Origin of the sequence: Roseateles sp. (assembly GCF_965229315.1) — a bacterium.
Taxonomy (GTDB): Bacteria; Pseudomonadota; Gammaproteobacteria; order Burkholderiales; family Burkholderiaceae_C; genus Pelomonas.
The window spans coordinates 3,690,675-3,713,977 of record NZ_CBDDJA010000002.1; the positions used below are offsets into that span (position 1 = coordinate 3,690,675).

General features: G+C 69.5%; 21 protein-coding genes and 1 riboswitch. Of the genes, 12 read left to right on the plus strand and 9 right to left on the minus strand.

Annotation, left to right across the window (positions count from 1 at the left end):
- Positions 1 to 63 precede the first annotated feature (63 nt).
- Positions 64 to 1,458: a wax ester/triacylglycerol synthase domain-containing protein gene (locus ACO07H_RS21845; RefSeq protein WP_422018097.1), complete on the plus strand. Its 1,395-nt coding sequence runs from the start codon at positions 64 to 66 to the stop codon at positions 1,456 to 1,458.
- Between the two features lie 6 nt (positions 1,459 to 1,464).
- On the opposite strand, the gene ACO07H_RS21850 is transcribed toward ACO07H_RS21845, so the two are convergent.
- Positions 1,465 to 1,716, minus strand: a complete 252-nt coding sequence (locus tag ACO07H_RS21850) for a hypothetical protein (RefSeq protein WP_422018099.1) — start codon at positions 1,714 to 1,716, stop codon at positions 1,465 to 1,467.
- Positions 1,717 to 1,814: 98 nt separating this feature from the next.
- Between ACO07H_RS21850 and ACO07H_RS21855 the strand changes: the two genes are divergently transcribed.
- The gene (locus ACO07H_RS21855; protein ID WP_422018101.1) at positions 1,815 to 3,017 is read left to right on the plus strand and encodes an acetyl-CoA C-acetyltransferase; all 1,203 of its coding nucleotides are present in this window, start codon (positions 1,815 to 1,817) and stop codon (positions 3,015 to 3,017) included.
- Here the strand turns inward: ACO07H_RS21855 and ACO07H_RS21860 are convergent, their stop codons facing one another.
- The 3 genes from ACO07H_RS21860 to ACO07H_RS21870 all read right to left on the minus strand — a co-directional run bounded on the left by ACO07H_RS21860 (position 3,018) and on the right by ACO07H_RS21870 (position 4,870).
- Positions 3,018 to 3,353 carry a hypothetical protein gene (locus ACO07H_RS21860; RefSeq protein WP_422018103.1) on the minus strand — a complete coding sequence of 112 codons (336 nt, stop codon included), beginning with the start codon at positions 3,351 to 3,353 and terminating at the stop codon, positions 3,018 to 3,020. It lies immediately after the preceding gene.
- Position 3,354: 1 nt separating this feature from the next.
- Positions 3,355 to 3,552 (minus strand): hypothetical protein, encoded by a 198-nt coding sequence (locus ACO07H_RS21865; protein WP_422018105.1) that lies wholly within the window; start codon positions 3,550 to 3,552, stop codon positions 3,355 to 3,357.
- Between the two features lie 139 nt (positions 3,553 to 3,691).
- Positions 3,692 to 4,870 carry a YbfB/YjiJ family MFS transporter gene (locus tag ACO07H_RS21870; RefSeq protein WP_422018107.1) on the minus strand — a complete coding sequence of 393 codons (1,179 nt, stop codon included), beginning with the start codon at positions 4,868 to 4,870 and terminating at the stop codon, positions 3,692 to 3,694.
- Positions 4,871 to 5,077: 207 nt separating this feature from the next.
- Between ACO07H_RS21870 and ACO07H_RS21875 the strand changes: the two genes are divergently transcribed.
- Positions 5,078 to 5,899, plus strand: coding sequence for a zinc-dependent peptidase (locus ACO07H_RS21875; protein ID WP_422018109.1), 822 nt, complete (start codon positions 5,078 to 5,080; stop codon positions 5,897 to 5,899).
- Positions 5,900 to 5,928: 29 nt separating this feature from the next.
- Here the strand turns inward: ACO07H_RS21875 and ACO07H_RS21880 are convergent, their stop codons facing one another.
- Positions 5,929 to 6,507 (minus strand): glycine zipper 2TM domain-containing protein, encoded by a 579-nt coding sequence (locus ACO07H_RS21880; protein ID WP_422018111.1) that lies wholly within the window; start codon positions 6,505 to 6,507, stop codon positions 5,929 to 5,931.
- Between the two features lie 103 nt (positions 6,508 to 6,610).
- A complete protein-coding gene (gene metH / locus ACO07H_RS21885) occupies positions 6,611 to 9,364 on the minus strand; it encodes a methionine synthase (RefSeq protein ID WP_422018113.1) in 2,754 nt (917 codons plus the stop codon).
- A 20-nt stretch (positions 9,365 to 9,384) separates the two neighbouring features.
- Positions 9,385 to 9,452, minus strand: a riboswitch (S-adenosyl-L-homocysteine riboswitch).
- Between the two features lie 83 nt (positions 9,453 to 9,535).
- Here metH and ACO07H_RS21890 point away from each other — a divergent pair.
- The gene (locus tag ACO07H_RS21890; RefSeq protein WP_422018115.1) at positions 9,536 to 10,735 is read left to right on the plus strand and encodes a hypothetical protein; all 1,200 of its coding nucleotides are present in this window, start codon (positions 9,536 to 9,538) and stop codon (positions 10,733 to 10,735) included.
- Positions 10,736 to 10,752: 17 nt separating this feature from the next.
- On the opposite strand, the gene ACO07H_RS21895 is transcribed toward ACO07H_RS21890, so the two are convergent.
- On the minus strand, positions 10,753 to 11,388 hold the full coding sequence (locus tag ACO07H_RS21895) for a TetR/AcrR family transcriptional regulator (protein WP_422018116.1): 636 nt from the start codon (positions 11,386 to 11,388) through the stop codon (positions 10,753 to 10,755).
- 104 nt (positions 11,389 to 11,492) lie between these two features.
- Between ACO07H_RS21895 and ACO07H_RS21900 the strand changes: the two genes are divergently transcribed.
- Genes ACO07H_RS21900 through ACO07H_RS21930 form a run of 7 tightly spaced genes read left to right on the plus strand, consistent with a single transcriptional unit; the run spans position 11,493 to position 20,200 of the window.
- On the plus strand, positions 11,493 to 12,836 hold the full coding sequence (locus ACO07H_RS21900) for an NAD(P)-dependent oxidoreductase (protein ID WP_422018118.1): 1,344 nt from the start codon (positions 11,493 to 11,495) through the stop codon (positions 12,834 to 12,836).
- On the plus strand, positions 12,829 to 14,136 hold the full coding sequence (gene preA / locus ACO07H_RS21905; protein WP_422018120.1) for an NAD-dependent dihydropyrimidine dehydrogenase subunit PreA: 1,308 nt from the start codon (positions 12,829 to 12,831) through the stop codon (positions 14,134 to 14,136). Before ACO07H_RS21900 ends, preA begins: the two co-directional genes overlap by 8 nt.
- Positions 14,137 to 14,145: 9 nt before the next feature.
- Positions 14,146 to 15,645 (plus strand): CoA-acylating methylmalonate-semialdehyde dehydrogenase, encoded by a 1,500-nt coding sequence (locus tag ACO07H_RS21910; RefSeq protein WP_422018122.1) that lies wholly within the window; start codon positions 14,146 to 14,148, stop codon positions 15,643 to 15,645.
- 18 nt (positions 15,646 to 15,663) lie between these two features.
- On the plus strand, positions 15,664 to 17,133 hold the full coding sequence (locus ACO07H_RS21915) for an NCS1 family nucleobase:cation symporter-1 (RefSeq protein WP_422018124.1): 1,470 nt from the start codon (positions 15,664 to 15,666) through the stop codon (positions 17,131 to 17,133).
- Positions 17,130 to 18,584, plus strand: a complete 1,455-nt coding sequence (hydA, locus tag ACO07H_RS21920; RefSeq protein ID WP_422018126.1) for a dihydropyrimidinase — start codon at positions 17,130 to 17,132, stop codon at positions 18,582 to 18,584. The genes ACO07H_RS21915 and hydA overlap by 4 nt, the downstream gene beginning before the upstream one ends.
- Entirely contained in the window at positions 18,581 to 18,940 is a 360-nt protein-coding gene (locus ACO07H_RS21925) for a bleomycin resistance protein (RefSeq protein WP_422018128.1), read from the plus strand. The genes hydA and ACO07H_RS21925 overlap by 4 nt, the downstream gene beginning before the upstream one ends.
- Positions 18,941 to 18,949: 9 nt before the next feature.
- A complete protein-coding gene (locus ACO07H_RS21930; RefSeq protein WP_422018130.1) occupies positions 18,950 to 20,200 on the plus strand; it encodes a Zn-dependent hydrolase in 1,251 nt (416 codons plus the stop codon).
- Between the two features lie 19 nt (positions 20,201 to 20,219).
- On the opposite strand, the gene ACO07H_RS21935 is transcribed toward ACO07H_RS21930, so the two are convergent.
- Positions 20,220 to 20,684 (minus strand): hypothetical protein, encoded by a 465-nt coding sequence (locus ACO07H_RS21935; RefSeq protein WP_422018132.1) that lies wholly within the window; start codon positions 20,682 to 20,684, stop codon positions 20,220 to 20,222.
- A gap of 18 nt (positions 20,685 to 20,702) precedes the next feature.
- Positions 20,703 to 22,562: a dihydroxy-acid dehydratase gene (gene ilvD / locus ACO07H_RS21940; RefSeq protein WP_422018134.1), complete on the minus strand. Its 1,860-nt coding sequence runs from the start codon at positions 22,560 to 22,562 to the stop codon at positions 20,703 to 20,705.
- Positions 22,563 to 22,744: 182 nt separating this feature from the next.
- Between ilvD and ACO07H_RS21945 the strand changes: the two genes are divergently transcribed.
- A complete protein-coding gene (locus tag ACO07H_RS21945; RefSeq protein WP_422018136.1) occupies positions 22,745 to 23,293 on the plus strand; it encodes a hypothetical protein in 549 nt (182 codons plus the stop codon).
- Positions 23,294 to 23,303: the final 10 nt, after the last annotated feature.

Genomic DNA, 23,303 nt, shown 5'->3' on the forward strand with positions numbered 1-23,303 from the left:
CCGGCCTTGACCGTCTCACGGGCGCGCCTATGCTGGGTCGCACCCATAACGACAAGAGACATCATGAGCCGACTCTCCCTGCTCGACCTCGCCTTCTTCATCGCCGAGAACGAGGCCAGTCCCAAGCATGTGGCCGGCCTGCACATCCTGCAGATTCCTAAAGGCGTGAAAGGCGGCGCGAACTTCGCGAAGCAGCTGTACGAGGAATTGCTGACGCACACCGACGTGCAGCCGCCGTTCGACCGCGTCATCCACTTCGTGTCGTCGGCGCTGATGCCGAGCTGGGACACGGCCGGGTCGGTGGACCTGGCGCAGCACGTCTTCTTCCACAAGCTCGCGCGCGGCGCGAACGACCGCGAGGCGCTGTACGCGCTGGCCGCACGGCTGCACGAGCCCATGCTGGACCGCAGCCGGCCGCTGTGGGAGGTGCACGTCATCGGCGGGCTGTGGGACCGGCAGGTCGCCGTCTACTACAAGATGCACCACGCGGTGGCCGACGGCATCACGATGACGCGCTGGGTCGTCGAGTCGCTGCAGGCGACGGCGGACGACGCGACCCTCACGCCGGTCTGGACGCTGGACCACACGCGCCGCGGCCGCAGCCCGTTCAAGAAGCGGCTGGACCCGCAGATGGCCGGCACCGTGTGGAAGCAGCTCACCGCCAACAGCAAGCGCGCCGTCGGCATCGGCCGGCTCACCGCCATGCTGGCGCTGGAGGGCATGAAGCTGACGAAGAACGCCATCGCCCTGCCCTTCATGGCCAGCTGCGACACGCCCTTCACCGGCAACGCCACGCCCGGCCGCCAGTTCGCCACTGCCGCCGTGCCCATGGCGCGCATCGACGCCATCCGCCAGAAGGCCCGCGCCACGCTCAACCACGTGGCGCTGACCTGCCTGGACGGCGCCATGCACCGCTACCTGGCCGACGAGGGCGTGACCCTGGACCGGCCCATCACGATCCAGATGCCGGTGAACCTGCGCCGCGAAGATGAAAAAGGCGCCGGCAACAAGATCGGCATCATCCTCGTGGACCTGTCGCCACCCACCGACGACGCCTACGTGCGCCTGCGCAACGTCGGCTACTCGCTGCGCAGCGTGCGCGCCATGATCGATTCGGTCGCGCCCGAGGCCGTCGAGACCTACACCATCCTGACCGGCCTGCTGGGCCAGGTCGCCGGCATGCTCAAGCTCGCCGACACCCTCACGCCGCTGGGCAACACGCTGGTGTCCAACGTGCCGGGGCCGGCCAAGCCGCTGTACATGAACGGCGCCCTGGTGCGCGAGATGCACCCGCTGTCGACGATGCCGGCCACCCATCTGATGAACATCACGCTGTTCAGCTACGCCGGCACGCTGTACTTCGGCCTGATCGCGACCGACGCGCTGCCCAACCTGCAGCGGCTGGCCGGCTACGTGGAAGACGAGATCGCCGCGCTGGAGAAGGCCGTGGGGCTCTGAGCCCGCTTACTGCGGCGGTGGCGGCGGGGTGCGGATTTCGCCGGCGATGCGCTGCGCGGATTCAGACGCCTTGTTGTACTCCTCCTTGCTCATGCAGCGGCGCACCTTGCGGTTGGTGCCGGTGGGCGCCTCGAAGAAACACACCACGTCGGCCTGAGCCGCGTCGGATGCCGCCACCTTGTCGCCGGCACTGGGCGCGGCACATGCAGCGAGCAACGCCAGCAGGGACAGCGCGCTGGCGAACGAAAGAGAAGGCATCACGTCGAACTCCCTGGTCGGTTGACCGCGCGAATGTAGCGGCAGCCGGGGCGCCGCACCCTGGCAACATCCCCAGATCGCCTGACGAGACCCGACCCATGTTCGATGCCTACCTCTACGACCACTGCCGCACGCCGCGTGGCAAAGGCAAGCCCGAGGGATCGCTGCACGCGGCCACACCGATCTGGCTGATGCGCACGCTGCTGCAGGCGCTGCGCGAGCGCATGCAGCTGGACACCGCGCTCGTCGACGACGTGGTGCTGGGCTGCGTGACGCCGATCGCCGAACAAGGCGGCGACATCGCCCGTATCGCCGTCCTGGACGCGGGCTGGGCCGAGACGGTGGGCGGCGTCACGCAGTCGCGCTTCTGCGCGTCGGGGCTGGAGAGCGTCAACCTCGCGGCCGCCAAGGTGGCCAGCGGCTTCGAGCGGCTGGTGGTGGCCGGCGGCGTGGAGAGCATGAGCCGCGTGCCCATGGGCAGCGACGGCGGCGCATGGCTGCTGGACGAGCGCGTCGTCGACACCGTCGGCTTCGTGCCGCAGGGCATCAGCGCCGACCTGATCGCGACGCTGGAAGGCTTCTCGCGCGCGGACCTGGATGCGTGGGCCGCCCGCTCGCACCAGCGCGCCGCCACGGCCCGCGCCGAAGGCCGCTTCGCGCGGGCCCTGGTGCCCGTGCATGACGAGACGGGCGCACTGCTGCTGGCCGAGGACGAGACCATCCGGCCGCAGACGACCGGCGAGACGCTGGCCGCGCTGAACCCGAGCTTCCTCAAGCTGGGCGCCCGGTTCGACGCGCTGGCGCTGCGCAAGTACCCGCAGGCGTCCGCAATAGCGCACCGGCATCACGCGGGCAACTCCTCGGGCATCGTCGACGGCGCGGCGCTGGTGCTCGTCGGCTCCAGGGCTGGTGGCGACGCGGCCGGCCTGAAGCCTCGTGCGCGCATCCGCGCCGCGGCCGTGACCGGCAGCGAGCCCACGATCATGCTGACCGGCACGACGCCGGCCTGCCGCAAGGCGCTGCACCAGGCCGGCATGGCGGCCGGCGACATCGACCTGTGGGAAATCAACGAAGCCTTCGCGGCCGTGCCGTTGAAGACGGCGCGCGACCTCGGCGTGGACCCGGACCGCATCAACGTCAACGGCGGCGCCATCGCGCTGGGCCACCCGCTGGGGGCGACCGGCGCGATGCTGCTGGGCACGCTGCTGGACGAACTGGAGCGCCGCGACCTTCAGACCGGCTGCGTGACGCTGTGCGTGGGCGGTGGCATGGGCATCGCCACCGTCATCGAACGGCTGTGATCAGAGCCTGACCCACGCGCCCGCGTGCAGGTGCCAGCGGCCACCGTTGTTCTCCCAGCGGTGCGGCTCGTAGCGGTAGCCCGGCCGCGGACGCTCGTAGTAGCCCGGCACCCATTGGTGGCGCCCGCCCGTCCAGCCCCAGTAGCCGTTGATCCAGACGGCGCCCGGGTAGGGCATCACCGGCACGACCTCGGCATACGGCGCGGGCGGCGGCGCGTCGACCACGACGACGCCGGGCGCGGCCACGTAGCCGCGGTGGGAGGGCACGACAACACAGCCCGACAGCAGCGCCGTCATCAGCAGCGCCGGTGTGGCGATCTTGAGCAGCGGCTTCATGTCACCAGCCCCGGCGCGGTGTCTGCTGCGGGCCGTCGTCGCGGCCGCCGCGGTCGTAGCCGCCGCCGTAGCGCGGCGAGTCCACCACCGTCACGTGGGCCGTGCCTTGGTAGCGGCCATAGGGGCGGGGCGGCACGATGATGCAGCCGGACAGCAGCGCGGCGGCGATCAGGACCAGTCCCAGGGTGGTTCGTTTCATGGTGTTCACTCCGGCTGCGAAAACACGCAGCCCGGGTGCTCTAACCCCCGGCGGGCCGCGGCCGATGACCGCGCTCACAACCCGTTACCCCGGCTTTACTTGAGATCACGGTCCACCAAGGCAATGCAATGCGCCGCGCTCAACGCGACTCGCGCTGCACCGCCACCAGCAGCGCCATGCCCGTGGCGAGCACGCCGGCCGTCAGCCACAGCGCCGCGTCGAAGCTGCCGCTGGCCTGCACCATGTGCCCCGTCAGCGCGGGCGCGCTGACCTGCGCGACGCCGTAGCTCAGCGTCAGCCGCGCCATCGCCTTGCCCGGGTTGCCGGGCGAGCGCCGGCCCACCAGCGCCAGCGTCAGGCTGACGATGCCGATGAAGGTGGCGCCGTACAGCAGCGCGCCCGCCAGCGCGGCGACCAGCCCACCGGCCAGCACCGGCAGCAGCACGCCCACGATCTGCACGCCGAACGCGATCAGCAGCGCGCCCACGTCGCCCGTGCGCCGCGCGATGCGGTCCCACACGAACACCGCCGGCGTGGCCGCCAGGCCCACCAGCAGCCAGGCCCAGGGCCCCTGGCCGGCCAGCAGCGGCTGCTTCTCGACGATGGCGACCGTGAAGGTCGCGTTGATGACGAAGCCCCAGCCCGCGCAGAAGTAGGCCGCCACCATCAGCGCCATCCAGCGCCGGCTGGGCGCGCCGGCCGCTGCGGCTTTCGTCGCCGGGGGCGGCACCGGCGGGCGCCACAGCCAGGCCGGCACGAGGAACACCAGCCCCAGCAGCGCAAAGCCTTCCCACTGCGCCGCCCAGCCCAGGCCCAGGCCGCGCGTCATGCCCATCGCGCCCAGCGCCGACACGACGATGCCCAGCCCCAGGCCGATGAAATACAGGCCCAGCTCCGGCCGGCGCCCCGCGCGGATCAGCCAGCCCTGCACCAGCCCCGAACCCAGCAGCATGCCGCAGGCACCGCACAGGCCGCCCACGTAGCGCGACAGCGCCCACACGCCGAAGGAGGTGCTCCAGCCCATCAGCGCCGTGATCCCCAGCGCCAGCGGCAGGCCCCAGACGTAAAGCCGCTGGCGCCACGCGGGGCTCTCGATCCACGCGGCCAGCAGCGCGCCGCTCATGTAGCCGGCGTAGTTGATGGCCGCCAGCAGCCCGCCGTCGGCCACACCCAGGCCGGCCTGCGCCTGCATCTGCGGCAGCATGGGCGTGTAGGCGAAACGGGCCAGGCCGATGGTCAGCACCAGGCCGCAGATGCCCCCCAGCAGCACCTGCCAGGCCTGCAGGCGGGACTCGTGGGCGCGCGGTGTGGTGGACATCCCGACAGGCTAGCGCAGGTCGCCACGCCTGCGGCTAACCCCCTCATGGCCGGGCCCCGGGGTCAACCCGTACTTGCAAAGCCCGCAGTGACACCCCAGTTGACAGGATTGGCAGGGTTGCCAGAGTTGGCAGGCATGAGCCAGCGGGACCGCCCCCTGCCGCTGCACATCTGCGTCATCCGGCCTGCCCCGTCACCGAGCCCGCCCATGTTCCTGCTGATCTTCTTCTCGTCCGTCCTGCTGCTCGCCGCAGGCGTCGCGCTGTGGCCGCGGTGGGTGCGCCACCGCCGCGAGCGCATCGCCAGCCGGCCATTCCCGCCCGCGTGGCGGCGGCTGCTGCGGCGGCGCGTGCCGCTGGTCGCGCGGCTGCCGGCGCGCCAGCAGCTCAAGCTGAAGGCGCTGATGCAGGTCTTCCTGGCCGAAAAGCCCATCCTCGGCTGCCGCGGCCTGCGCGTCACGGACGAGATCCGCGTGACCATCGCCGCGCTGGCCTGCCTGCCGCTGCTGGGCGCGGCGCGCGGCGTCTATCCGGAGCTGCGCCAGGTGCTGGTGTACCCCAGCGCCTTCATCGTCGACCGCCCGGTGACCGAGGCCGGCGGCGTGCTGTCGGACCAGCGCCGCGTGCTGGCCGGCGAGAGCTGGAGCCAGGGCCAGGTGCTGCTGGCCTGGGACGAGGTGCAGCGCGGCGCGGCCACGCCGGGCAACGGGCACAACGTCGTCATCCACGAGTTCGCGCACCAGCTCGACCAGGCCAACGGCAACGCCAACGGCGCACCCGCATTGCCCACGGCCGAGGCCTACCGGCGCTGGTCCACGGTGATGCAGAACGAGTTCGATGCGCTGCGCTGGCGGCTGGCGCGCGGCGAACCGGGGCTGATCGACCCCTACGGCGCCACCGACCCGGCGGAGTTCTTCGCCGTCATCAGCGAGCTGTTCTTCGAGCGGCCCGTGGAGCTGGCCGCGGGCCACCCGGCGCTGTATGCGCAGCTGAGCGACTACTACCGGCTCGACCCGGCCTCCTGGGTCTAGGCTTGCACCCCCGCAAGGGCTGCACGCCGTCAGCGGCGCTCGAACCCGCCCTCGGTGAGGCGCACTTCGTCGCCGACGCGCAGGCCGGGGTCGGCATTGCGCTCGAAACGGCGCAGGCGGCCATCGCGCTCCTGCACCTGCACGACCCACACGGTGTAGGTCTTCTGGTTCTTCTCGATCTCGTTGCCGGCGTAGCCACCACCCACGGCACCGGCCACGGTGGCGATCTTCCTGCCGGTGCCGCCACCGACCATGTTGCCCAGCAGGCCGCCCACGACGGCGCCACCCACGGCGCCCACACCGCTGGCATGGCCTCGGCGCGATTCGGTGTGCACGCTGGTCACGCGACCGCAGCTCTGGCACAACGCCACCGTGTTGCTCGGCTCGACCGGGCGGGTTTGCACTGGCTGCGGCACCTCGGCAGCGGCCAGGCGCTGTGGCGCCGCAGCCTGCGTGGCTGCAGCCACTTGCGCGGCCGTCTCGGCAGGCTGCGTGTCCGCCAGGCGGTCACTGTTCGCCGAACGGCCTACCGCGTAGGCGCCGCCCAGCAGCGCCAGGACGATGGCCGTGCCGGCAACGATCTGCGTGGACTTGAGCGGGATTGACATGCGGGCTCCGGATGTTTTTGTGGTGCCCGCAGCATGCTTGCGCCGCGCGTCTCGACTTGTAGGACGCGACCGCACGGCCAAGCCGGCGATGTCAGCGAATGTGTCAGCCGCGCAGCGGCGCCAGCGCCCGCTCAGCGTCCTCGCGCGTCAGGCCCATGCGCCGCGCCCAGTCGTCGAGCTGGTCGTCGCCGATGCGGCCCACGTTGAAGTACGCCGCGTCCGGGTGCGCCAGGTAGAAGCCGCTGACGCTGGCGGCCGGCGTCATCGCCATGCTGTCGGTCAGGCCCATGCCGATCTCGTCGGGTGCCAGCACGCGGAACATGTCGCGCTTGGCGAGGTGGTCCGGGCAGGCCGGGTAGCCCGGTGCGGGGCGGATGCCAGCGTACTTCTCGGCAATCAGCGCCTCGTTGCTCAGCGCCTCGTCGGCCGCATAGCCCCAGAACTCGCGGCGCACGCGCTCGTGCAGCCATTCGGCGGCGGCCTCGGCGAGGCGGTCGGCCAGGGCCTTGAGCATGATGGCGGCGTAGTCGTCATGCTTGGCGAGGAACTCGGCTTCCTTCTTGTCGACGCCCAGGCCCGCCGTGACGGCGAACAGGCCGACATGGTCGCCCTCGGGCGCGACGAAGTCGGACAGGCAGCGGTTGGGGCGCCTGATCTTTTGACCTTCGGGGCCGTCGATGACCGGCCGCTCGCTCTGCATGCGCAGGCCGTGCCAGGTCATCAGCGTGCCGGTGCGCGAAGCATCGGCATAGACGGCGATGTCGTCGTCGTTGACGCGCGCGGCCGGGTACAGGCCGAACACCGCATGCGCCTGCAGCCAGCGGCCGTCGATGATCTTCTTCAGCATCGCCTGCGCATCGGCGAACACCTGGCGCGCCTCGCTGCCGACGATCTCGTCGTCCAGGATGGCCGGGTACGGCCCGGCCAGGTCCCAGGTCTGGAAGTACGGCCCCCAGTCGATGTAGCGGGCCAGCTCGGCGAGGTCCAGGTTCTTCAACACGCGCCGGCCGATGAACTTCGGCGGCGGCGCCACGCGGCCCAGGTCCAGCACGGCCTTGTTGGCGCGCGCCGCGGCCAGCGTGACCAGCGGCGTCTGCTTCTTGCTGGCGTGCAGCGCGCGGGTCTTCTCGATGTCGGCACGCAGCTCGGCGATGTAGGCCGCGGCGCGGTCGTCGCTGAGCAGTTCGGTGCACACGCCCACGGCGCGCGAGGCGTCCGGCACATACACCACAGGGCCGTCGTAGTGCGGCGAGATCTTCACGGCCGTGTGCACGCGGCTGGTCGTCGCGCCGCCGATCAGCAGCGGCATGTGGCGCGACGAGAAGTACTCGTCGCGCTGCATCTCGGCGGCGACATGCTGCATTTCTTCGAGGCTCGGCGTGATGAGGCCGGACAGTCCGATGATGTCCGCGCCCTCTTCCTTGGCTTTGCGCAGGATGTCCTGGGCCGGCACCATGACGCCCATGTTGACGACCTCGTAGTTGTTGCACTGCAAGACCACCGTGACGATGTTCTTGCCGATGTCGTGCACGTCGCCCTTGACCGTGGCGATGACGATCTTGCCCTTGGGCTTGGCGTCGCCGCCGCCTTCGATGAGCAGGCGCTTCTCTTCCTCGATGTAGGGCAGCAGATGGGCGACCGCGGACTTCATCACGCGGGCGCTTTTCACCACCTGCGGCAGGAACATCTTGCCCGCGCCGAACAGGTCGCCGACGACATTCATGCCGGCCATCAACGGGCCTTCGATGACGTGCAGCGGCCGGCCGCCACCGGCCGAGATGGCCTGCCAGGCCTCCTCCGTGTCGGCCGTGATGAAGTCGGTGATGCCATGCACCAGCGCGTGGCTCAGCCGCTGGTTGACGTCGCCCGCGCGCCAGGCCAGCCGCGCGGAATCATCCTTGCCGGCGCTCTTGGCGCGGTCGGCGATCTCGATGAGGCGCTCGCCCGCCGACATCGGAGGCTCGCCTTCGGCGAGCCGGGGCCGGCGGTTCAGCACCACGTCCTCCACGCGCTCGCGCAGCTCGGCGTCGAGGTCGTCGTACACGCCCACCATGCCCGCGTTGACGATGCCCATGTCCATGCCCGCCTGGATGGCGTGGTACAGGAACACCGTGTGGATGGCCTCGCGCACCGGCTCGTTGCCGCGGAAGCTGAAGCTCACATTGCTCACGCCACCCGACACCTTGGCGCCGGGCAGGTTCGCCTTGATCCAGCGCGTGGCCTCGATGAAGTCCACCGCGTAGTTGTCGTGCTCCTCGATGCCCGTCGCGATGGCGAAGATGTTGGGGTCGAAGATGATGTCCTCGGCCGGGAAGCCGACCTCGTCGACGAGGATGCGGTAGGCCCGCGCGCAGATCTCGGTCTTGCGCGCGAAGGTGTCGGCCTGGCCTTTCTCGTCGAAGGCCATCACCACGGCCGCGGCGCCGTAGCGGCGCACGAGGTTGGCCTGGCGGCGGAACTCGTCCTCGCCTTCCTTTAGGCTGATGGAGTTGACGATGCCCTTGCCCTGGATGCACTTCAGCCCGGCCTCGATGACGCTCCACTTGGACGAGTCGATCATGAGGGGCACGCGCGCGATCTCGGGCTCGCCGGCGATCAGGTTCAGGAAGCGCACCATGGCCGCCTGGCTGTCCAGCATGGCCTCGTCCATGTTGATGTCGATGACCTGCGCGCCGTTCTCCACCTGCTGGCGGGCCACGGCCAGCGCCTGCTCGAACTGGCCGGCCAGGATCATGCGGGCGAAGGCCTTGGAGCCGGTGACGTTGGTGCGCTCGCCGATGTTGACGAACAGGCTGCCGGCGTCGATGGCGACGGGTTCCAGGCCGGAAAGTTTGAGAGGGGGCGGCGAGAGGGTCATCGATGGCGGTCCACAGGGGAGATCGATGAGCGCCGTTGCAGAAATCCGAGCCTGGCAGGCAAAACCCGTCGCAGCGCTCCTCGGATGGGCGGGAATTCTACGCAGCCGCCCCTTCGCACACGGTCAAGCCTGCCTCAAGCCGCGTGAAGCCATGCCGACAATGCAGAAGACATGTCCTCCGACCTGATCCACCTCCCCGCCGGCAAGCTGCGCCTGGGCATGACGCTGCCGCATGACATCTACGACCCCAGCGGCAAGCTGCTGTTCGCGCGCGGCCAGGTGCTGCGCGACTCGCCGCTGGTGCGCGGCCTGATGGACGGCGGCGCCTGGGTCCTTGCCGAGGACACCCCCGAGTACCAGCGCGCGCTGGCACACCGCATGGACACCCTGGTCCACCGGGACTCGACGCTGGCCGACATCGCCTCGGCCGACAGCCAGTTCCACTTCGACCCGACGCCGGTGCGCGTGGAGCAAGGGCCGCGCGAGGCCTGGTCGGACCTGCTGCTGCGCCTGCACAACCTGCTCAAGGCGCCCGACCCCGACGGCTTTGCCGCACGGCTGAACACGCTGCGCGACGCGGCGCTGAAGCGGTTGAACGCGCAGCCCGACGCCACGCTGATGCTGCAGATCTTCGAGAGCAGCCAGGAGTACGACGACTACAGCGCCCGCCACGCGCTGCTGACGCTGCTGCTGGCCGACCTCGTCGCGCAGCAGCTCCAGCTGTCGCCGGCGCTGCGCGAGTCGCTGCAGGGCGCCGCGCTGACGATGAACTACGGCGCCGGCGCTGCGCACGACCGGCTCGCCAGCCAGGCCGAGCCGGCCACCGCTGCGCAGCGCCAGTCGCTGCACGACCACGGCGTGCATGCCGCGCAACGGCTGGCCCAGGTCGGCGTCGACGACCCCGTGTGGCTGGCCGCCGTGCGGCTGCACCATGACGCCGGCCCCGGCCCGCTGGCCGCGCGCAGCGACGGCGAGATGCTGGCGCGTCTGCTGCGCCGCATCGACCTGTTCGGCGCTCGGCTGTCGCCGCGCCGCAGCCGCCAGGCGCTCAGCGGCGCCGCGGCGACGCGCGCCGTGTTCCTCGACGAACTCGGTCAGCACGACGAAAGCGGCATGGCGCTGATCAAGACCGTGGGCCTGTACCCGCCCGGCACCATCGTGCGGCTGGCCAACGGCGAGATCGGCATCGTCTTCAAGCGCGGCTTCAGCGCCACCGAACCGCAGGTGGCCGCGCTGATCGGCAAGAGCGGCAACCCACTGAGCAACCCCGTGCCACGCGACACCCGGCTGGCCAGCCAGGCCATCGCGGCCAGCCTCACCCCGGCGGAACTGAAGCTGCGCGTGAACCTGGAGGCGCTGCTGAAGCTCTGAGCGGCGGCAGCGGTGCGTTAAGTGATCTGCAGGCTGCGCCAGATCAGCCCGGTGATCAGCGCATGCGCGGCGTCGAAGTCCTCGTCGTCCAGCGCGGGCTTACCCATGTAGAGCGAGAACTGCGGCCCCAGGTCGGCGTAGGCCTGCGTGGACGACCAGATGAGGAACATCAGGTGCGTGAAGTCCAGGCGCCGGATCAGGCCCTGGTCGGCCCAGTGCTCGAAGCGCTCCACGTCGGCATGCAGCAGCGGCATGACCTGGGCCTTCAGCACGTCCTGGTAACGCGGCGCGCCGGCCATGATCTCGCGAGTGAACACCGCGTTGCCGCTGGGCCGGTCGCGGCTGAAACGTAGCTTCACCGCCACATACGTGTGGATGGCCGTCTCGGGTTCGTCGGCCTCGGCGATGGCCGTCATGTTGGCCATCCACTCGCCCATCACACTGTCCAGCACGGCGCGGTAGAGCTCTTCCTTGCTGGGCCAGTGGTACAGCAGGTTCTGGCGCGACAGATCGAGCACGGCCGCGATGCTGTCGAGGCTGACGCCCTCGAAACCATAGCGCGCGAACTGGCGCTCGGCTTCGGCCAGGATGGCCTCCTGCTTGCGCAGCGTGGCGGCGCGCGGGACGCGCAGGGCGGATGGGAGGGCTGACATGCACCGATTCTGACGAGCGCGCACCAACGCGAGGCTGCGGGTTTTTACGCTTCGGTCAATTTTTACAGGGTAGTAATGTTTGCCCAGTTTCCAGGAGACTTCCGATGGACCTTGCCGACCTGAAAGCGGGGCGCTTGAGCGCTGCCGACTATGCCAGCAACTTTGCCGACGCTCATCCGCCACTGAACCGGCCACAGGCGCTCATTGAAGCAGAGCGCTGCTACTACTGTTATGACGCCCCGTGCCAGACGGCCTGCCCGACCGGCATCGACATCCCGACGTTCATCCAGCGCGTCGCGCAGGACAACGTGCGCGGCGCGGCCGAGGCCATCCTGACGGCCAACCCGCTGGGCGGCATGTGCGCCCGCGTCTGCCCGACCGAGGTGTTGTGCGAGCAGGCCTGCGTGCGCAACACCAACGAAAGCAAGCCGGTGGAGATCGGCCTGCTGCAGCGCTACGCGGTGGAGGGCTACCTGGCCCACCCGGGCAAGCCGCTGTTCACGCGCGCCACGCCGACCGGGCGGCGCGTGGCCGTGGTGGGCGCAGGCCCGGCGGGCCTGGCTGCGGCGCACGGCCTGGCGGTGCACGGGCATGACGTGACGCTGTTCGATGCCAATGCCAAGCTCGGCGGGCTGAACGAATACGGCCTGGCGACCTACAAGGTGGCCGGCGGCTTCGCGCAGAAGGAAGTGGACTGGCTGCTGTCCGTCGGGGGCATCACGCCGAAGCTGAACTGCCGGCTCGGCCGCGACATCACGCTCGACGGCCTGCTGGCTGAGCACGACGCGGTGTTCCTGGGCTTGGGCCTGGCGGGCGTCAATGCGTTGGGCATTGCCGAACCCGAGCTGCCCGGCCTTCGCGATGCGGTGGACTTCATCGCCGAACTGCGCCAGAGCGAGCCGTCGCAAGTGGCCGTGGGCCGCCAGGTTGTCGTCATCGGCGGCGGCATGACGGCGGTGGACGCCGCAGTGCAGAGCAAGCTGCTGGGCGCCGAGCAGGTCACCATGGTCTACCGCCGCGGCATGGACGGCCTGTCGGCCTCCACGCACGAGCAGCACTGGGCGCAGACGAACGGCGTGACCCTGCGCTGCTGGGCGCGCCCGCTGGCCGTCGAGGCCGAAGGCGGCGTGCTGACCGGCATGCGCTTCGCGGCCACGAAGCTGGAGGGCGGCAAGCTGGTGGACACCGGTGAGCAGTTCACGCTCAAGGCCGACCTGGTGCTGCGCGCCATCGGCCAGACCTTCGACGCAGCGCCGGCCGGCGCCGCCATCGAGCTGCAGTCGGGCCGCATCAAGACCGACGACGACGGCCGGACCAGCCTCGCCCGCGTCTGGGCCGGCGGCGACTGCCGCGCCGGCGGCAAGGACCTGACCGTGGAAGCCGTGGAACACGGCAAGCGCGCCGCACTCTCCATTCACACCGCACTGACGGGGGTGGCCCATGGCTGACCTGAGCACCAACTTCCTGGGCATCAAGAGCCCGAATCCCTTCTGGCTCGCCTCGGCCCCGCCGACCGACAAGGAGATCAACGTGCGCCGCGCCTTCGAGGCGGGCTGGGGCGGCGTCGTCTGGAAGACGCTGGGCGAGGACCCGCCGGTCGTCAACGTCAACGGCCCGCGCTACGCCACGCTGTGGAGCCAGGACCGCCGCGTCATCGGCTTCAACAACATCGAGCTGATCTCCGACCGGCCGCTGCAGACCAACCTGGACGAGATCCGCCGCGTCAAGCGCGACTTCCCGGACCGGGCCATGATCGTCTCGCTGATGGTGCCGGTGAACGAGGCGAGCTGGAAGGCCATCCTGGCGCGCGTGGCCGACACGGGTGCGGACGGCGTGGAACTGAACTTCGGCTGCCCGCACGGCATGAGCGAGCGCGGCATGGGCTCGGCCGTGGGCCAGGTGCCGGAGTACATCCAGCAGGTGACCGAGTGGTGCAAGACCCACACGAAGCTGCCGGTCATCGTCAAGCTCACGCCCAACATCACCGATGTGCGCTTCCCGGCCCGCGCCGCGCATGCGGGCGGCGCCGATGCGGTGAGCCTGATCAACACGATCAACTCCATCATGGGCGTGGACCTGGACACCATGGTCATGAGCCCGTCCACCGACGGCCAGGGCTCGCACGGCGGCTACTGCGGCCAGGCCGTGAAGCCCATCGCGCTGAACATGGTGGCCGAGATCGCCCGCGACCCGGCCACCGCCGGCCTGCCCCTCAGCGGCATCGGCGGCATCACCACCTGGCGCGACGCGGCCGAGTTCATCGCCATGGGCTGCGGCACCGTGCAGGTCTGCACCGCGGCCATGGTCTATGGCTTCAAGATCGTGCAGGACCTGTGCTCGGGCCTGTCCAACTTCATGGACGAGAAGGGCTACACGTCGCTGGATGACTTCCGCGGCCGCGCGGTGCCCACCGTGAAGAACTGGAACCAGCTCAACCTCAACCACGTCGACAAGGCCGTCATCAACCAGGACAGCTGCATCCAGTGCGGGCGCTGCCACATCGTCTGCGAAGACACCTCGCACCAGGCCATCTTCGCGACCAAGGACGGCCAGCGGCACTTCCATGTGAACGACGCCGAATGCGTCGGCTGCAACTTGTGCGTGTCGATCTGCCCGGTCCCTGGCACCATCACGATGCGCGCGCTCCAGCCCGGCGAGACCGATGCCCGTACCGGGCGGGTCATCGACGGCAGCTATGCCAACTGGACGACGCATCCGAACAACCCGATGAGCACGAGCTGCAGCTAAGGAATTGCGATGAGTCACTACGAAGTGGGCCACTGGATCAACGGCGCCGTGAGCCGCGGCACCGGCGAGCGCCAGCAGGACATCTACAACCCCGCCACCGGCGCCGTGCAAGGCCAGTTGCTGCTGGGCAGCGCGGCCGACCTGGACGCCGCCGTCGCCAGCGCCACGCAGGCCGCCAAGGCCTGGGCGCAGACGCCGCCGCTGGCGCGCTCGCGTGTGCTGTTCAAGTTCCTGACCCTGTTGCAGGAGCGCCGCGAACTGCTGGCCGAGGCGCTGGTGCGCGAGCACGGCAAGACGCTGCCCGACGCGCTGGGCGAGGTGGCGCGCGGCATCGAGGTGGTCGAGTTCGCCACCGCCATGCCGCAGCTGCTGAAGGGCGAATACACCGAGCAAATCGCCCGAGGCATGGACGCCTGGAGCATGCGCCAGCCGCTGGGCGTGGTGGCCGGCATCACGCCGTTCAACTTCCCGGCCATGGTGCCGATGTGGATGTACCCCATCGCCATCGGCTGCGGCAACGCCTTCATCTTGAAGCCCAGCGAACGCGACCCGTCGGCCTCGCTGCTGATGGCCCGCTGGCTGCAGGAAGCCGGCCTGCCTGACGGCATCTTCAGCGTCATCCAGGGCGACAAGGACATCGTGGACGCCATCCTGGCCCACCCCGGCATCGCCGCGGTCAGCTTCGTCGGCTCCACCCCCGTGGCCGAGCACATCTACAAGGTCGGCAGCGCCCACGGCAAGCGCGTGCAGGCGCTGGGCGGCGCGAAGAACCACATGGTCGTCATGCCCGATGCCGAGCTGGACGGCGTCGTCGACGCGCTGATGGGCGCGGCCTACGGCTCGGCCGGCGAGCGCTGCATGGCGATCTCCGTCGCCGTGGCGGTGGGCGACATGGGCGACAAGCTCGTCGCCGCGCTGGCCCCCAAGGTCCGCGCGCTGAAGATCGGCGAAGGCCACGCGGCCGGCGCCGAGATGGGCCCGCTGATCACGCGCGCGGCGCAGCAGCGTGTCGAGAAGCTGATCGGCGAAGGCGTGACCGCCGGCGCCACGGCCGTGGTGGACGGCCGCAACCTGCGCGTGCCGGGCCATGAAGACGGATTCTTCGTCGGCGGCACCCTCCTGGACTGCGTCAGCGCCGACATGAGCTGCTACACCGAAGAGATCTTCGGCCCGGTGCTGTGCGTCGTGCGCGTGCCGGACCTGGCGGCCGCCATCGCGCTTATCGAAGCCAACGAGTACGCCAATGGCGTGGCCATCTTCACGCGCGACGGCCATGTGGCGCGCGAGTTCGTGCACCACATCCAGGTCGGCATGGTGGGCGTGAACGTGCCGCTGCCGGTGCCCATGGCCTTCAACAGCTTCGGCGGCTGGAAGCGCAGCCTGTTCGGCGACCACCATGCCTACGGCCCGGAAGCCATCCGCTTCTACACGCGCCACAAGGCCGTCATGCAGCGCTGGCCCGACTCGACCCCGAAGGGCCCGCAATTTGCTTTCCCGCAGAACACGTAAAACCCAAGGGATCTGCCCATGAATGACCCGACGCTGAGCAACCCGGACCTGATCCCGACGACGGCCGCTCAGCGAACGTGGCGCTGGTATCACTTCGCCGCGCTGTGGGTGGGCATGGTGATGTGCATACCGGCGTACACGCTGGCGGCCAGCCTCATCGAGTCGGGCATGAGCTGGGATCAGGCGGTGGGCACGGTGTTCCTGGGCAACCTGATCGTGCTGGTGCCGATGCTGCTGATCGGCCACGCCGGCGCCAAGCACGGTATCCCGTATGCGGTGCTGGCGCGCGCGTCGTTCGGCACGCGCGGCGCGCGGTTGCCGGCGCTGCTGCGCGCACTGGTCGCCTGCGGCTGGTACGGCATCCAGACCTGGTTCGGCGGGCAGATGATCTACACGCTGGCCGGCGTGCTGATGGGCCACCCGCTCAGCGGCGACCCATTGCCGGGCCTGGGCATCAACGCCGCGCAGCTGGGCTGCTTCCTGCTGTTCTGGGCACTGCAGTTCTGGTTCGTCGTGCACGGCATCGACGCCATCCGCAAGCTGGAGACCTACACGGCGCCCATCAAGATCGTCATCTGCTTCGTGCTGCTGTGGTGGGCCTGGGACAAGGCCGGCGGCTTCGGCCCCATCCTGCATCAGCCCTCGGCCTTCGAGCCGGGTGGCGCCAAAGCCGGCCAGTTCTCGGCCGTGTTCTGGCCATCACTGACCGCGATGGTGGGCTTCTGGGCGACGCTCGCGCTGAACATCCCCGACTTCACGCGCTTCGCCAGGACGCAGCGTGACCAGCTCGTGGGCCAGGCCATCGGCCTGCCGCTGCCCATGGGCCTGCTGGCGGCGCTGGCGGTGTTCGTCACGTCGGCCACCGTCGTCATCTACGGCAAGGCGCTGTGGGACCCGGTGGACCTGGCCAGCCGCATGACCGGGGCGGCCGTGCTGATCGCGCTCATCGTGCTGCTGATCGACACCGTCAGCGTCAACCTCGCCGCCAACCTCGTCGGCCCGGCCTACGACTTCTCGGCGCTGGCGCCCGGCCGCATCAGCTACAAGCTGGGCGGCATCATCACCGCCGGCATCGCCATCGCGATGATGCCGTGGAAGATCCTGGCCTCCACCGAGGGCTACATCTTCACGTGGCTGATCGGTTACTCGGCGCTGCTGGGGCCGGTGGCCGGCATCCTCATCGTCGACTACTACGGGCTGCGCAAGACCGAGCTGGTGGTCGATGACCTCTACGTTGAGGGCGGCCGCTACAGCTACCGCGGTGGCTGGAACCTGGCCGCCGTCATCGCCTTCGCCGTCGGCGTGGCCCCCAACATTCCCGGCTTCCTGAATGCCGCCTTCCCGGCCGCCTTCCCCGAGGTCGGCGCGGCGTTCAAGGCCATCTACACCTATGCCTGGTTCGCCGGCCTCGCTCTCGCCGCCATCGTCTATGGCGTGCTGATGGCGGGCAAGACCCAATCCCAACCGCTCACCCGGAGCGCGACATGACCACTTCTCCTTTGCTGATCCGCGGCGCCATCGTCGTCAATGCCGACGCCGAGACCCGCACCGACGTCCTGTGTATCGACGGCCGCATCGCCGCCCTCGGCGAGCGCGCCGCGAAAGAGGCGCCGGCCGGCACCACCACGCTGGACGGCACCGGCCAGTACCTGATCCCCGGCGGTATCGACCCGCACACGCACATGCAGCTGCCCTTCATGGGCACGGTCACGCAGGACGACTTCTTCACCGGCACCGCAGCCGCGCTGGCCGGGGGCACGACGAGCATCATCGACTTCGTCATCCCCAACCCGCAGCAGCCGCTGATGGACGCCTACCGCACCTGGCGCGGCTGGGCCGAGAAGAGCGCGGCCGACTACGCCTTCCACGTGGCCGTGACCTGGTGGGACCAGAGCGTCAGCGACGACATGGGCACGCTGGTGCGCGAGGAGGGCGTGAACAGCTTCAAGCACTTCATGGCCTACAAGAACGCCATCATGTGCGATGACGAGACGCTGGTGAACAGCTTCAAGCGCTCGCTGGAACTGGGCGCCATGCCCACTGTGCACGCCGAGAACGGCGAGTTGGTCTACCTGCTGCAGGCCGAGGTCGCCAAGATGGGCATCACCGGCCCCGAAGGCCACCCGATGTCGCGCCCGCCCATGGTGGAGGGCGAGGCCGCCAACCGGGCGATTGCCATCGCCGACGTGCTGGGCGTGCCCATCTACGTCGTGCACGTCAGCTGCATCGAGAGCGCCGAGGCCATCGCCCGCGCGCGCGCCCGCGGCCAACGCGTCTACGGCGAAGTGCTGGCAGGCCACCTGCTCATCGACGACAGCGTCTACCGCGACCCCGACTTCAACAAGGCGGCGGCTTACGTGATGAGCCCGCCCTTCCGCCCCAAGATCCACCAGGAGTTCCTGTGGCGCGGCCTGCAGTCGGGCCAGTTGCACACGACCGCGACGGACCACTGCACCTTCTGCGCCGAGCAAAAGGGCATGGGCCGCGACAACTTCGCCAAAATCCCCAACGGCTGCGGCGGCGTCGAGGAGCGCATGGCCGTGCTGTGGGACGCCGGCGTCAACTCCGGCCGGCTCACGCCCAGCGAGTTCGTTGCCATCACGTCGGCCAACGCCGCGAAGCTGTTCAACATGTACCCGCGCAAGGGCGTCATCGCCGAGGGCGCCGACGCCGACCTCGTGCTGTGGGACCCGGCCGGCACCAAGACGCTCTCCGCCAAGACGCAGTTCTCGAAGAACGACTTCAACATCTTCGAGGGCCGCACCGTACGCGGCATCCCCAGCCACACGATCTCGCAAGGCCGGGTCGTGTTCGCCCGCGGCGAGTTGCGCGCCGAGCAAGGCAAGGGCCGCTATCTGAAGCGCCCGCCGTTCGGGGCGCAGTTCGACGCCGCGGCCAAGCGCGCCCACGACCTGGCGCCCACCGCCGTCGCGCGATGAGCGCGCAAACCGTCATCCCTCAGCTGCGCATGACGGACGCGGCGCGAGCGCAGGCGTTCTACGTCGACCAGCTCGGCTTCAGCATCGACTGGCAGCACCAGTTCGAGCCCGGCCTGCCGCTGTTCCTGCAGCTCACGCGTGAAGGCCAGACGATCTTCCTGAGCGGCCACGCCGGCGACTGCGCACCCGGCGGCGCCGTCTACTTCTGGGTGCCCGACGCCGATGCCGCCTACGCCGCGTTCATCGCGCGCGGCGTGACGCCGGTCAAGCCCATTGAAGACATGCCCTGGGGCGTGCGCGAGTTCCTGCTCGTCGACCCCGACCACAACAAACTGCGCTTCGGCACGAAGCTCTAGGAGTCCAGGATGGACATGCCCACCAAGACCGACATCACGAAACTCCGCGTCAACGGCCAGCGCCTGTGGGACTCGCTGATGGAGCTCGCGCAGATCGGCGCCACCGAGAAGGGTGGCGTCTGCCGCCTGACGCTGACCGATCTGGACAAGCAGGGCCGCGACCTCGTCACGCGCTGGGCGCGCGAGGCCGGCATGACGGTCACTGTCGACAAGATCGGCAACGTCTTCATGCGCCGCGCGGGCCGCAGCAACATGCCGCCCATCATGACCGGCAGCCACATCGACACCCAGCCCACCGGCGGCAAGTTCGACGGCAATTACGGCGTGCTGGCCGGCATCGAGGTCGTGCGCACGCTGAACGACCATGGCATCGAGACCGAGGCACCCATCGAGGTCGCGTTCTGGACGAATGAAGAAGGCTCGCGCTTCGTGCCCGTCATGATGGGCTCGGGCGTGTTCGCCAAGGCCTTCACGCTGGAACATGCCTACGCGGCCACCGACACCGAAGGCAAGACGGTGAAGGGCGAGCTGGCGCGCATCGGCTACATCGGCGAGCAGGAGCCCGGCGACCACCCCATCGGCGCCTACTTCGAGACCCACATCGAGCAGGGCCCGGTGCTGGAAGACCACGACAAGACCATCGGCGTCGTCACTGGCGTGCTGGGCATCCGCTGGTACGACTGCGTCGTCACCGGCATGGAGGCCCACGCCGGCCCCACGCCCATGGCGCTGCGCAAGGACGCGCTGCAGGTGGCCGCGAAGTTGATGCAGGAGGTCGTCGCCTGCGCCCACCGCCACCCCCCCCACGGCCGCGGCACGGTGGGCATGGTGCAGGTGCACCCCAACAGCCGCAACGTCATCCCCGGCCGCGTGAAGTTCAGCATCGACCTGCGCAACGCGACCGACGCGCTGTGCGAGGCGATGGACGCCGACATCCGCGCCGTGGCCGCCAAGCTGAGTGCCGAAAGCGGCCTGTCCATCGAGATCACGCCCGTCAGCGCCTACCCGGCCCAGCCCTTCCACGCCGACTGCATCGCCGCCGTGCAAAAGGCTGCCGACACGCTGGGCTACAGCAACATGCGCGCGGTGTCCGGCGCCGGCCACGACGCCGTCTACATGGCGCGTTTGGCGCCGGCCGGCATGATCTTCATCCCCTGCAAGGACGGCATCAGCCACAACGAGATCGAGGACGCCCAGCCGGCGCACATCGAGGCGGGGTGCAATGTGTTGTTGCAGGCGATGCTGGAGCGGGCGGGCTGATTTTTCCTAGGCGGCGTAGTCACGGCGCCGGCTTCGGCGCTTTGGACATTGATCCCACGGGTGGCTTGGTGATGAATCCCTGGTGAGGGATGAACACCACCATCGCCGGCTCCAAGTAGCCGAGCAAGAGCTCGTCTTCAGGCTCGTACTCCGCCAAGTTGGCTACCAGCACGAGTGAGGCGCCGTTCGTGAAACTGAGTCGCACCCTGGTGGCCGCGTTAGCAACGATCTCACACAGCTCGCTGCCTTCCAGGATTGCAAGACGCTCGTTGTTGCTCGCTGCGGCGCCATCCGAGTCGATGAGGCCGCCTTGAGGACCCCGGAACGTCCAATCCGCCAGATAGACGCGCAGCACCAGATCCGCACCAGTCGCCGCCGTGCAACTCAGTTTGATGAAACTGCCGAAATACTGATGCGCACGCCTGACCCGCGCCGGCAGCGCGAGCGCAAGCACATCGGGAACGCTCAGCGGATGGATCGACACGTTGGCAGCTGGAGGAGATCACCCCTCCAGTTGGCTGAGGTCTCGCACCGCCCCCTTGTCCGCCGACGTCGCCAGCAGCGCGTAGGCCTTCAGCGCCGCCGACACCTTGCGCGGGCGCGCCTCGACCGGCTTCCAGCCCTTGGCATCCTGCTCGGCGCGGCGCTTCGCCAGTTCTTCATCGCTGACCAGCACATCGATCGTGCGGTTCGGGATGTCGATGCGGATGCGGTCGCCATTGCGAACCAGGCCGATCGCGCCGCCCGCCGCCGCCTCGGGCGAGCAGTGCCCGATGGACAGGCCCGACGTGCCGCCGGAGAAGCGGCCGTCGGTCAGCAGCGCGCAGGCCTTGCCCAGGCCCTTGGACTTGATGTAGCTGGTCGGGTAGAGCATCTCCTGCATGCCGGGGCCGCCCTTGGGGCCTTCGTAGCGCACCACCACCACGTCGCCGGCCTTGACCTGGTCGTCCAGGATGTGGGCGACCGCCTCGTCCTGGCTCTCCACCACGTGGGCCGGGCCTTCGAACACCATCAGGTTGTCGTCCACGCCCGCGGTCTTCACGACGCAGCCGTCCAGCGCGATGTTGCCGCGCAGCACCGCCAGGCCACCTTCGAGCGAGAACGCATGCGCCACGGCGCGGATGCAGCCTTCGGCGCGGTCGGTGTCCAGGCTGGGCCAGCGGGTGGCCTGGCTGAAGGCGACCTGCGTGGGGATGCCGGCCGGGCCGGCCCTGTAGAAGGTCTTGACGGCCTCGCTGGGCGAGCGGGCGATGTCCCACTCGTCCAGCGCGTCCTTCATGGTCTTGGTGTGCACGGTGGGCACGTCGGTGTGCAGGCGGCCGGCGCGGTCCAGCTCGCCCAGGATGGCCATGATGCCGCCGGCGCGGTGCACGTCCTCGATGTGGTACTTGTTGGTGTTGGGCGCCACCTTGCACAGCTGCGGCACCACGCGCGACAGCCGGTCGATGTCGTTCATGTCGAAGTCTATGCCGGCCTCCTGCGCCGTCGCCAGGATGTGCAGGATGGTGTTGGTGGAGCCGCCCATGGCGATGTCCAGCGTCATCGCGTTCTCGAAGGCCTTCTTGCCGATGGCGCGCGGCAGCACGTTCTCGTCCTCGCCCTCGTAGTAGTTGCGGCACAGCTCGACAATGCGCCGGCCCGCGCGCTTGAACAGCGCCTCGCGGTCCGCATGGGTGGCCACTACCGTGCCGTTGCCGGGCAGGCTCAGGCCCAGCGCCTCGGTCAGGCAATTCATGGAGTTGGCCGTGAACATGCCCGAGCAGCTGCCGCAGGTGGGGCAGGCCGAGCGCTCGACCTCGGCGAGGTCCGCGTCGCTGACCTTGCTGTCCGCAGCCATCACCATCGCGTCGATGAGGTCCAGCTTGCGGATCTCGATCTTGGACGTGCCCGGCACCGCCAGGCGCACCTTGCCGGCCTCCATCGGGCCGCCGGAGACGAAGATGACCGGCACGTTGATCCGCATCGCGGCCATCAGCATGCCGGGCGTGATCTTGTCGCAGTTGGAGATGCACACCATCGCGTCGGCGCAGTGGGCGTTGACCATGTACTCGACCGAATCCGCAATGATGTCGCGGCTGGGCAGCGAATACAGCATGCCGTCGTGGCCCATGGCGATGCCGTCGTCCACGGCGATGGTGTTGAACTCCTTGGCCACGCCGCCCGCCGCCTCGATCTCGCGCGCCACCAGCTGGCCCAGGTCCTTCAGGTGCACGTGGCCGGGCACGAACTGGGTGAAGGAGTTCACCACCGCGATGATGGGCTTGGCGAAGTCCTCGTCCTTCATGCCCGTGGCGCGCCACAGCGAGCGAGCGCCAGCCATGTTGCGGCCAGCGGTGGAGGTCTTGGAGCGGTAGGTGGGCATGGCGGGCCTGTGCGGTTCGGAGCGGGAACCGTGATTTTCCGGCACGGCGGGCCTGGCGTCTCGCCGCAGTTGTGTTTCTGACGCCGAACCGAAAGCTCGGTTGCGCCATGCCGAATGCTCGGCCAGGGCCCGCTGGCGCGCCGACCGCTGCGCTAGGCTGTCACAGCCTGCCCCTGAATTCCATGCGCAACGACGACATCCCGGCTGCCCCGCCTCACGCCAGCGCGAACCGCCTGCACTGGCCCACCCGCCTTGCCCGCACCCCCTGGCGGGCCGCCACGCTGCTCGCTCTGGGGCTGGCGCTCGTCACCGTTCCGGCCGGGCTGGGCACCGCCTTGCTCGCCCATGCCGCGCTCGCGCCCGCCTGGTTCGGCTCCTCGGCAGCCAGCAGCATCGGGGCACTGAACGGCCCGATGTTCCTGCTCGTCGGCGTGCTGTTGATGCCGGCACTGGAAACCAGCTTCGGACAGGCCGCACCCATGGCCCTGTTGCGCCGGCTGCGCGTGCCGCCGCCGGCCCGCGTCATCGCCTGCGGCGTGTTCTTCGGCAGCCTGCACTGGCTCGGGGGCGGGCTGGGCCACGGCCTGTCCACGACGGCGTCCGGGTGCCTGTTCGCGTTGGCCTACGAGATGTGCCGCAGCGTGGGGTTCTGGCCCGCGGCGTACGCGGCCTTCGCCACTCACGCCACCCACAATTTCCTGATGTGGTTCGTGCTGGGGCCGCTGCTGTGACGACCCGGCC

Bases quoted from the DNA above. Each gene is read 5' to 3' on its own strand.
- ACO07H_RS21845 (WP_422018097.1), top strand. From the start codon at position 64: ATGAGCCGACTCTCCCTGCTCGACCTCGCCTTCTTCATCGCCGAGAAC.
- ACO07H_RS21850 (WP_422018099.1), bottom strand. From the start codon at position 1,716: ATGCCTTCTCTTTCGTTCGCCAGCGCGCTGTCCCTGCTGGCGTTGCTC.
- ACO07H_RS21855 (WP_422018101.1), top strand. From the start codon at position 1,815: ATGTTCGATGCCTACCTCTACGACCACTGCCGCACGCCGCGTGGCAAA.
- ACO07H_RS21860 (WP_422018103.1), bottom strand. From the start codon at position 3,353: ATGAAGCCGCTGCTCAAGATCGCCACACCGGCGCTGCTGATGACGGCG.
- ACO07H_RS21865 (WP_422018105.1), bottom strand. From the start codon at position 3,552: ATGAAACGAACCACCCTGGGACTGGTCCTGATCGCCGCCGCGCTGCTG.
- ACO07H_RS21870 (WP_422018107.1), bottom strand. From the start codon at position 4,870: ATGTCCACCACACCGCGCGCCCACGAGTCCCGCCTGCAGGCCTGGCAG.
- ACO07H_RS21875 (WP_422018109.1), top strand. From the start codon at position 5,078: ATGTTCCTGCTGATCTTCTTCTCGTCCGTCCTGCTGCTCGCCGCAGGC.
- ACO07H_RS21880 (WP_422018111.1), bottom strand. From the start codon at position 6,507: ATGTCAATCCCGCTCAAGTCCACGCAGATCGTTGCCGGCACGGCCATC.
- metH (WP_422018113.1), bottom strand. From the start codon at position 9,364: ATGACCCTCTCGCCGCCCCCTCTCAAACTTTCCGGCCTGGAACCCGTC.
- ACO07H_RS21890 (WP_422018115.1), top strand. From the start codon at position 9,536: ATGTCCTCCGACCTGATCCACCTCCCCGCCGGCAAGCTGCGCCTGGGC.
- ACO07H_RS21895 (WP_422018116.1), bottom strand. From the start codon at position 11,388: ATGTCAGCCCTCCCATCCGCCCTGCGCGTCCCGCGCGCCGCCACGCTG.
- ACO07H_RS21900 (WP_422018118.1), top strand. From the start codon at position 11,493: ATGGACCTTGCCGACCTGAAAGCGGGGCGCTTGAGCGCTGCCGACTAT.
- preA (WP_422018120.1), top strand. From the start codon at position 12,829: ATGGCTGACCTGAGCACCAACTTCCTGGGCATCAAGAGCCCGAATCCC.
- ACO07H_RS21910 (WP_422018122.1), top strand. From the start codon at position 14,146: ATGAGTCACTACGAAGTGGGCCACTGGATCAACGGCGCCGTGAGCCGC.
- ACO07H_RS21915 (WP_422018124.1), top strand. From the start codon at position 15,664: ATGAATGACCCGACGCTGAGCAACCCGGACCTGATCCCGACGACGGCC.
- hydA (WP_422018126.1), top strand. From the start codon at position 17,130: ATGACCACTTCTCCTTTGCTGATCCGCGGCGCCATCGTCGTCAATGCC.
- ACO07H_RS21925 (WP_422018128.1), top strand. From the start codon at position 18,581: ATGAGCGCGCAAACCGTCATCCCTCAGCTGCGCATGACGGACGCGGCG.
- ACO07H_RS21930 (WP_422018130.1), top strand. From the start codon at position 18,950: ATGGACATGCCCACCAAGACCGACATCACGAAACTCCGCGTCAACGGC.
- ilvD (WP_422018134.1), bottom strand. From the start codon at position 22,562: ATGCCCACCTACCGCTCCAAGACCTCCACCGCTGGCCGCAACATGGCT.
- ACO07H_RS21945 (WP_422018136.1), top strand. From the start codon at position 22,745: ATGCGCAACGACGACATCCCGGCTGCCCCGCCTCACGCCAGCGCGAAC.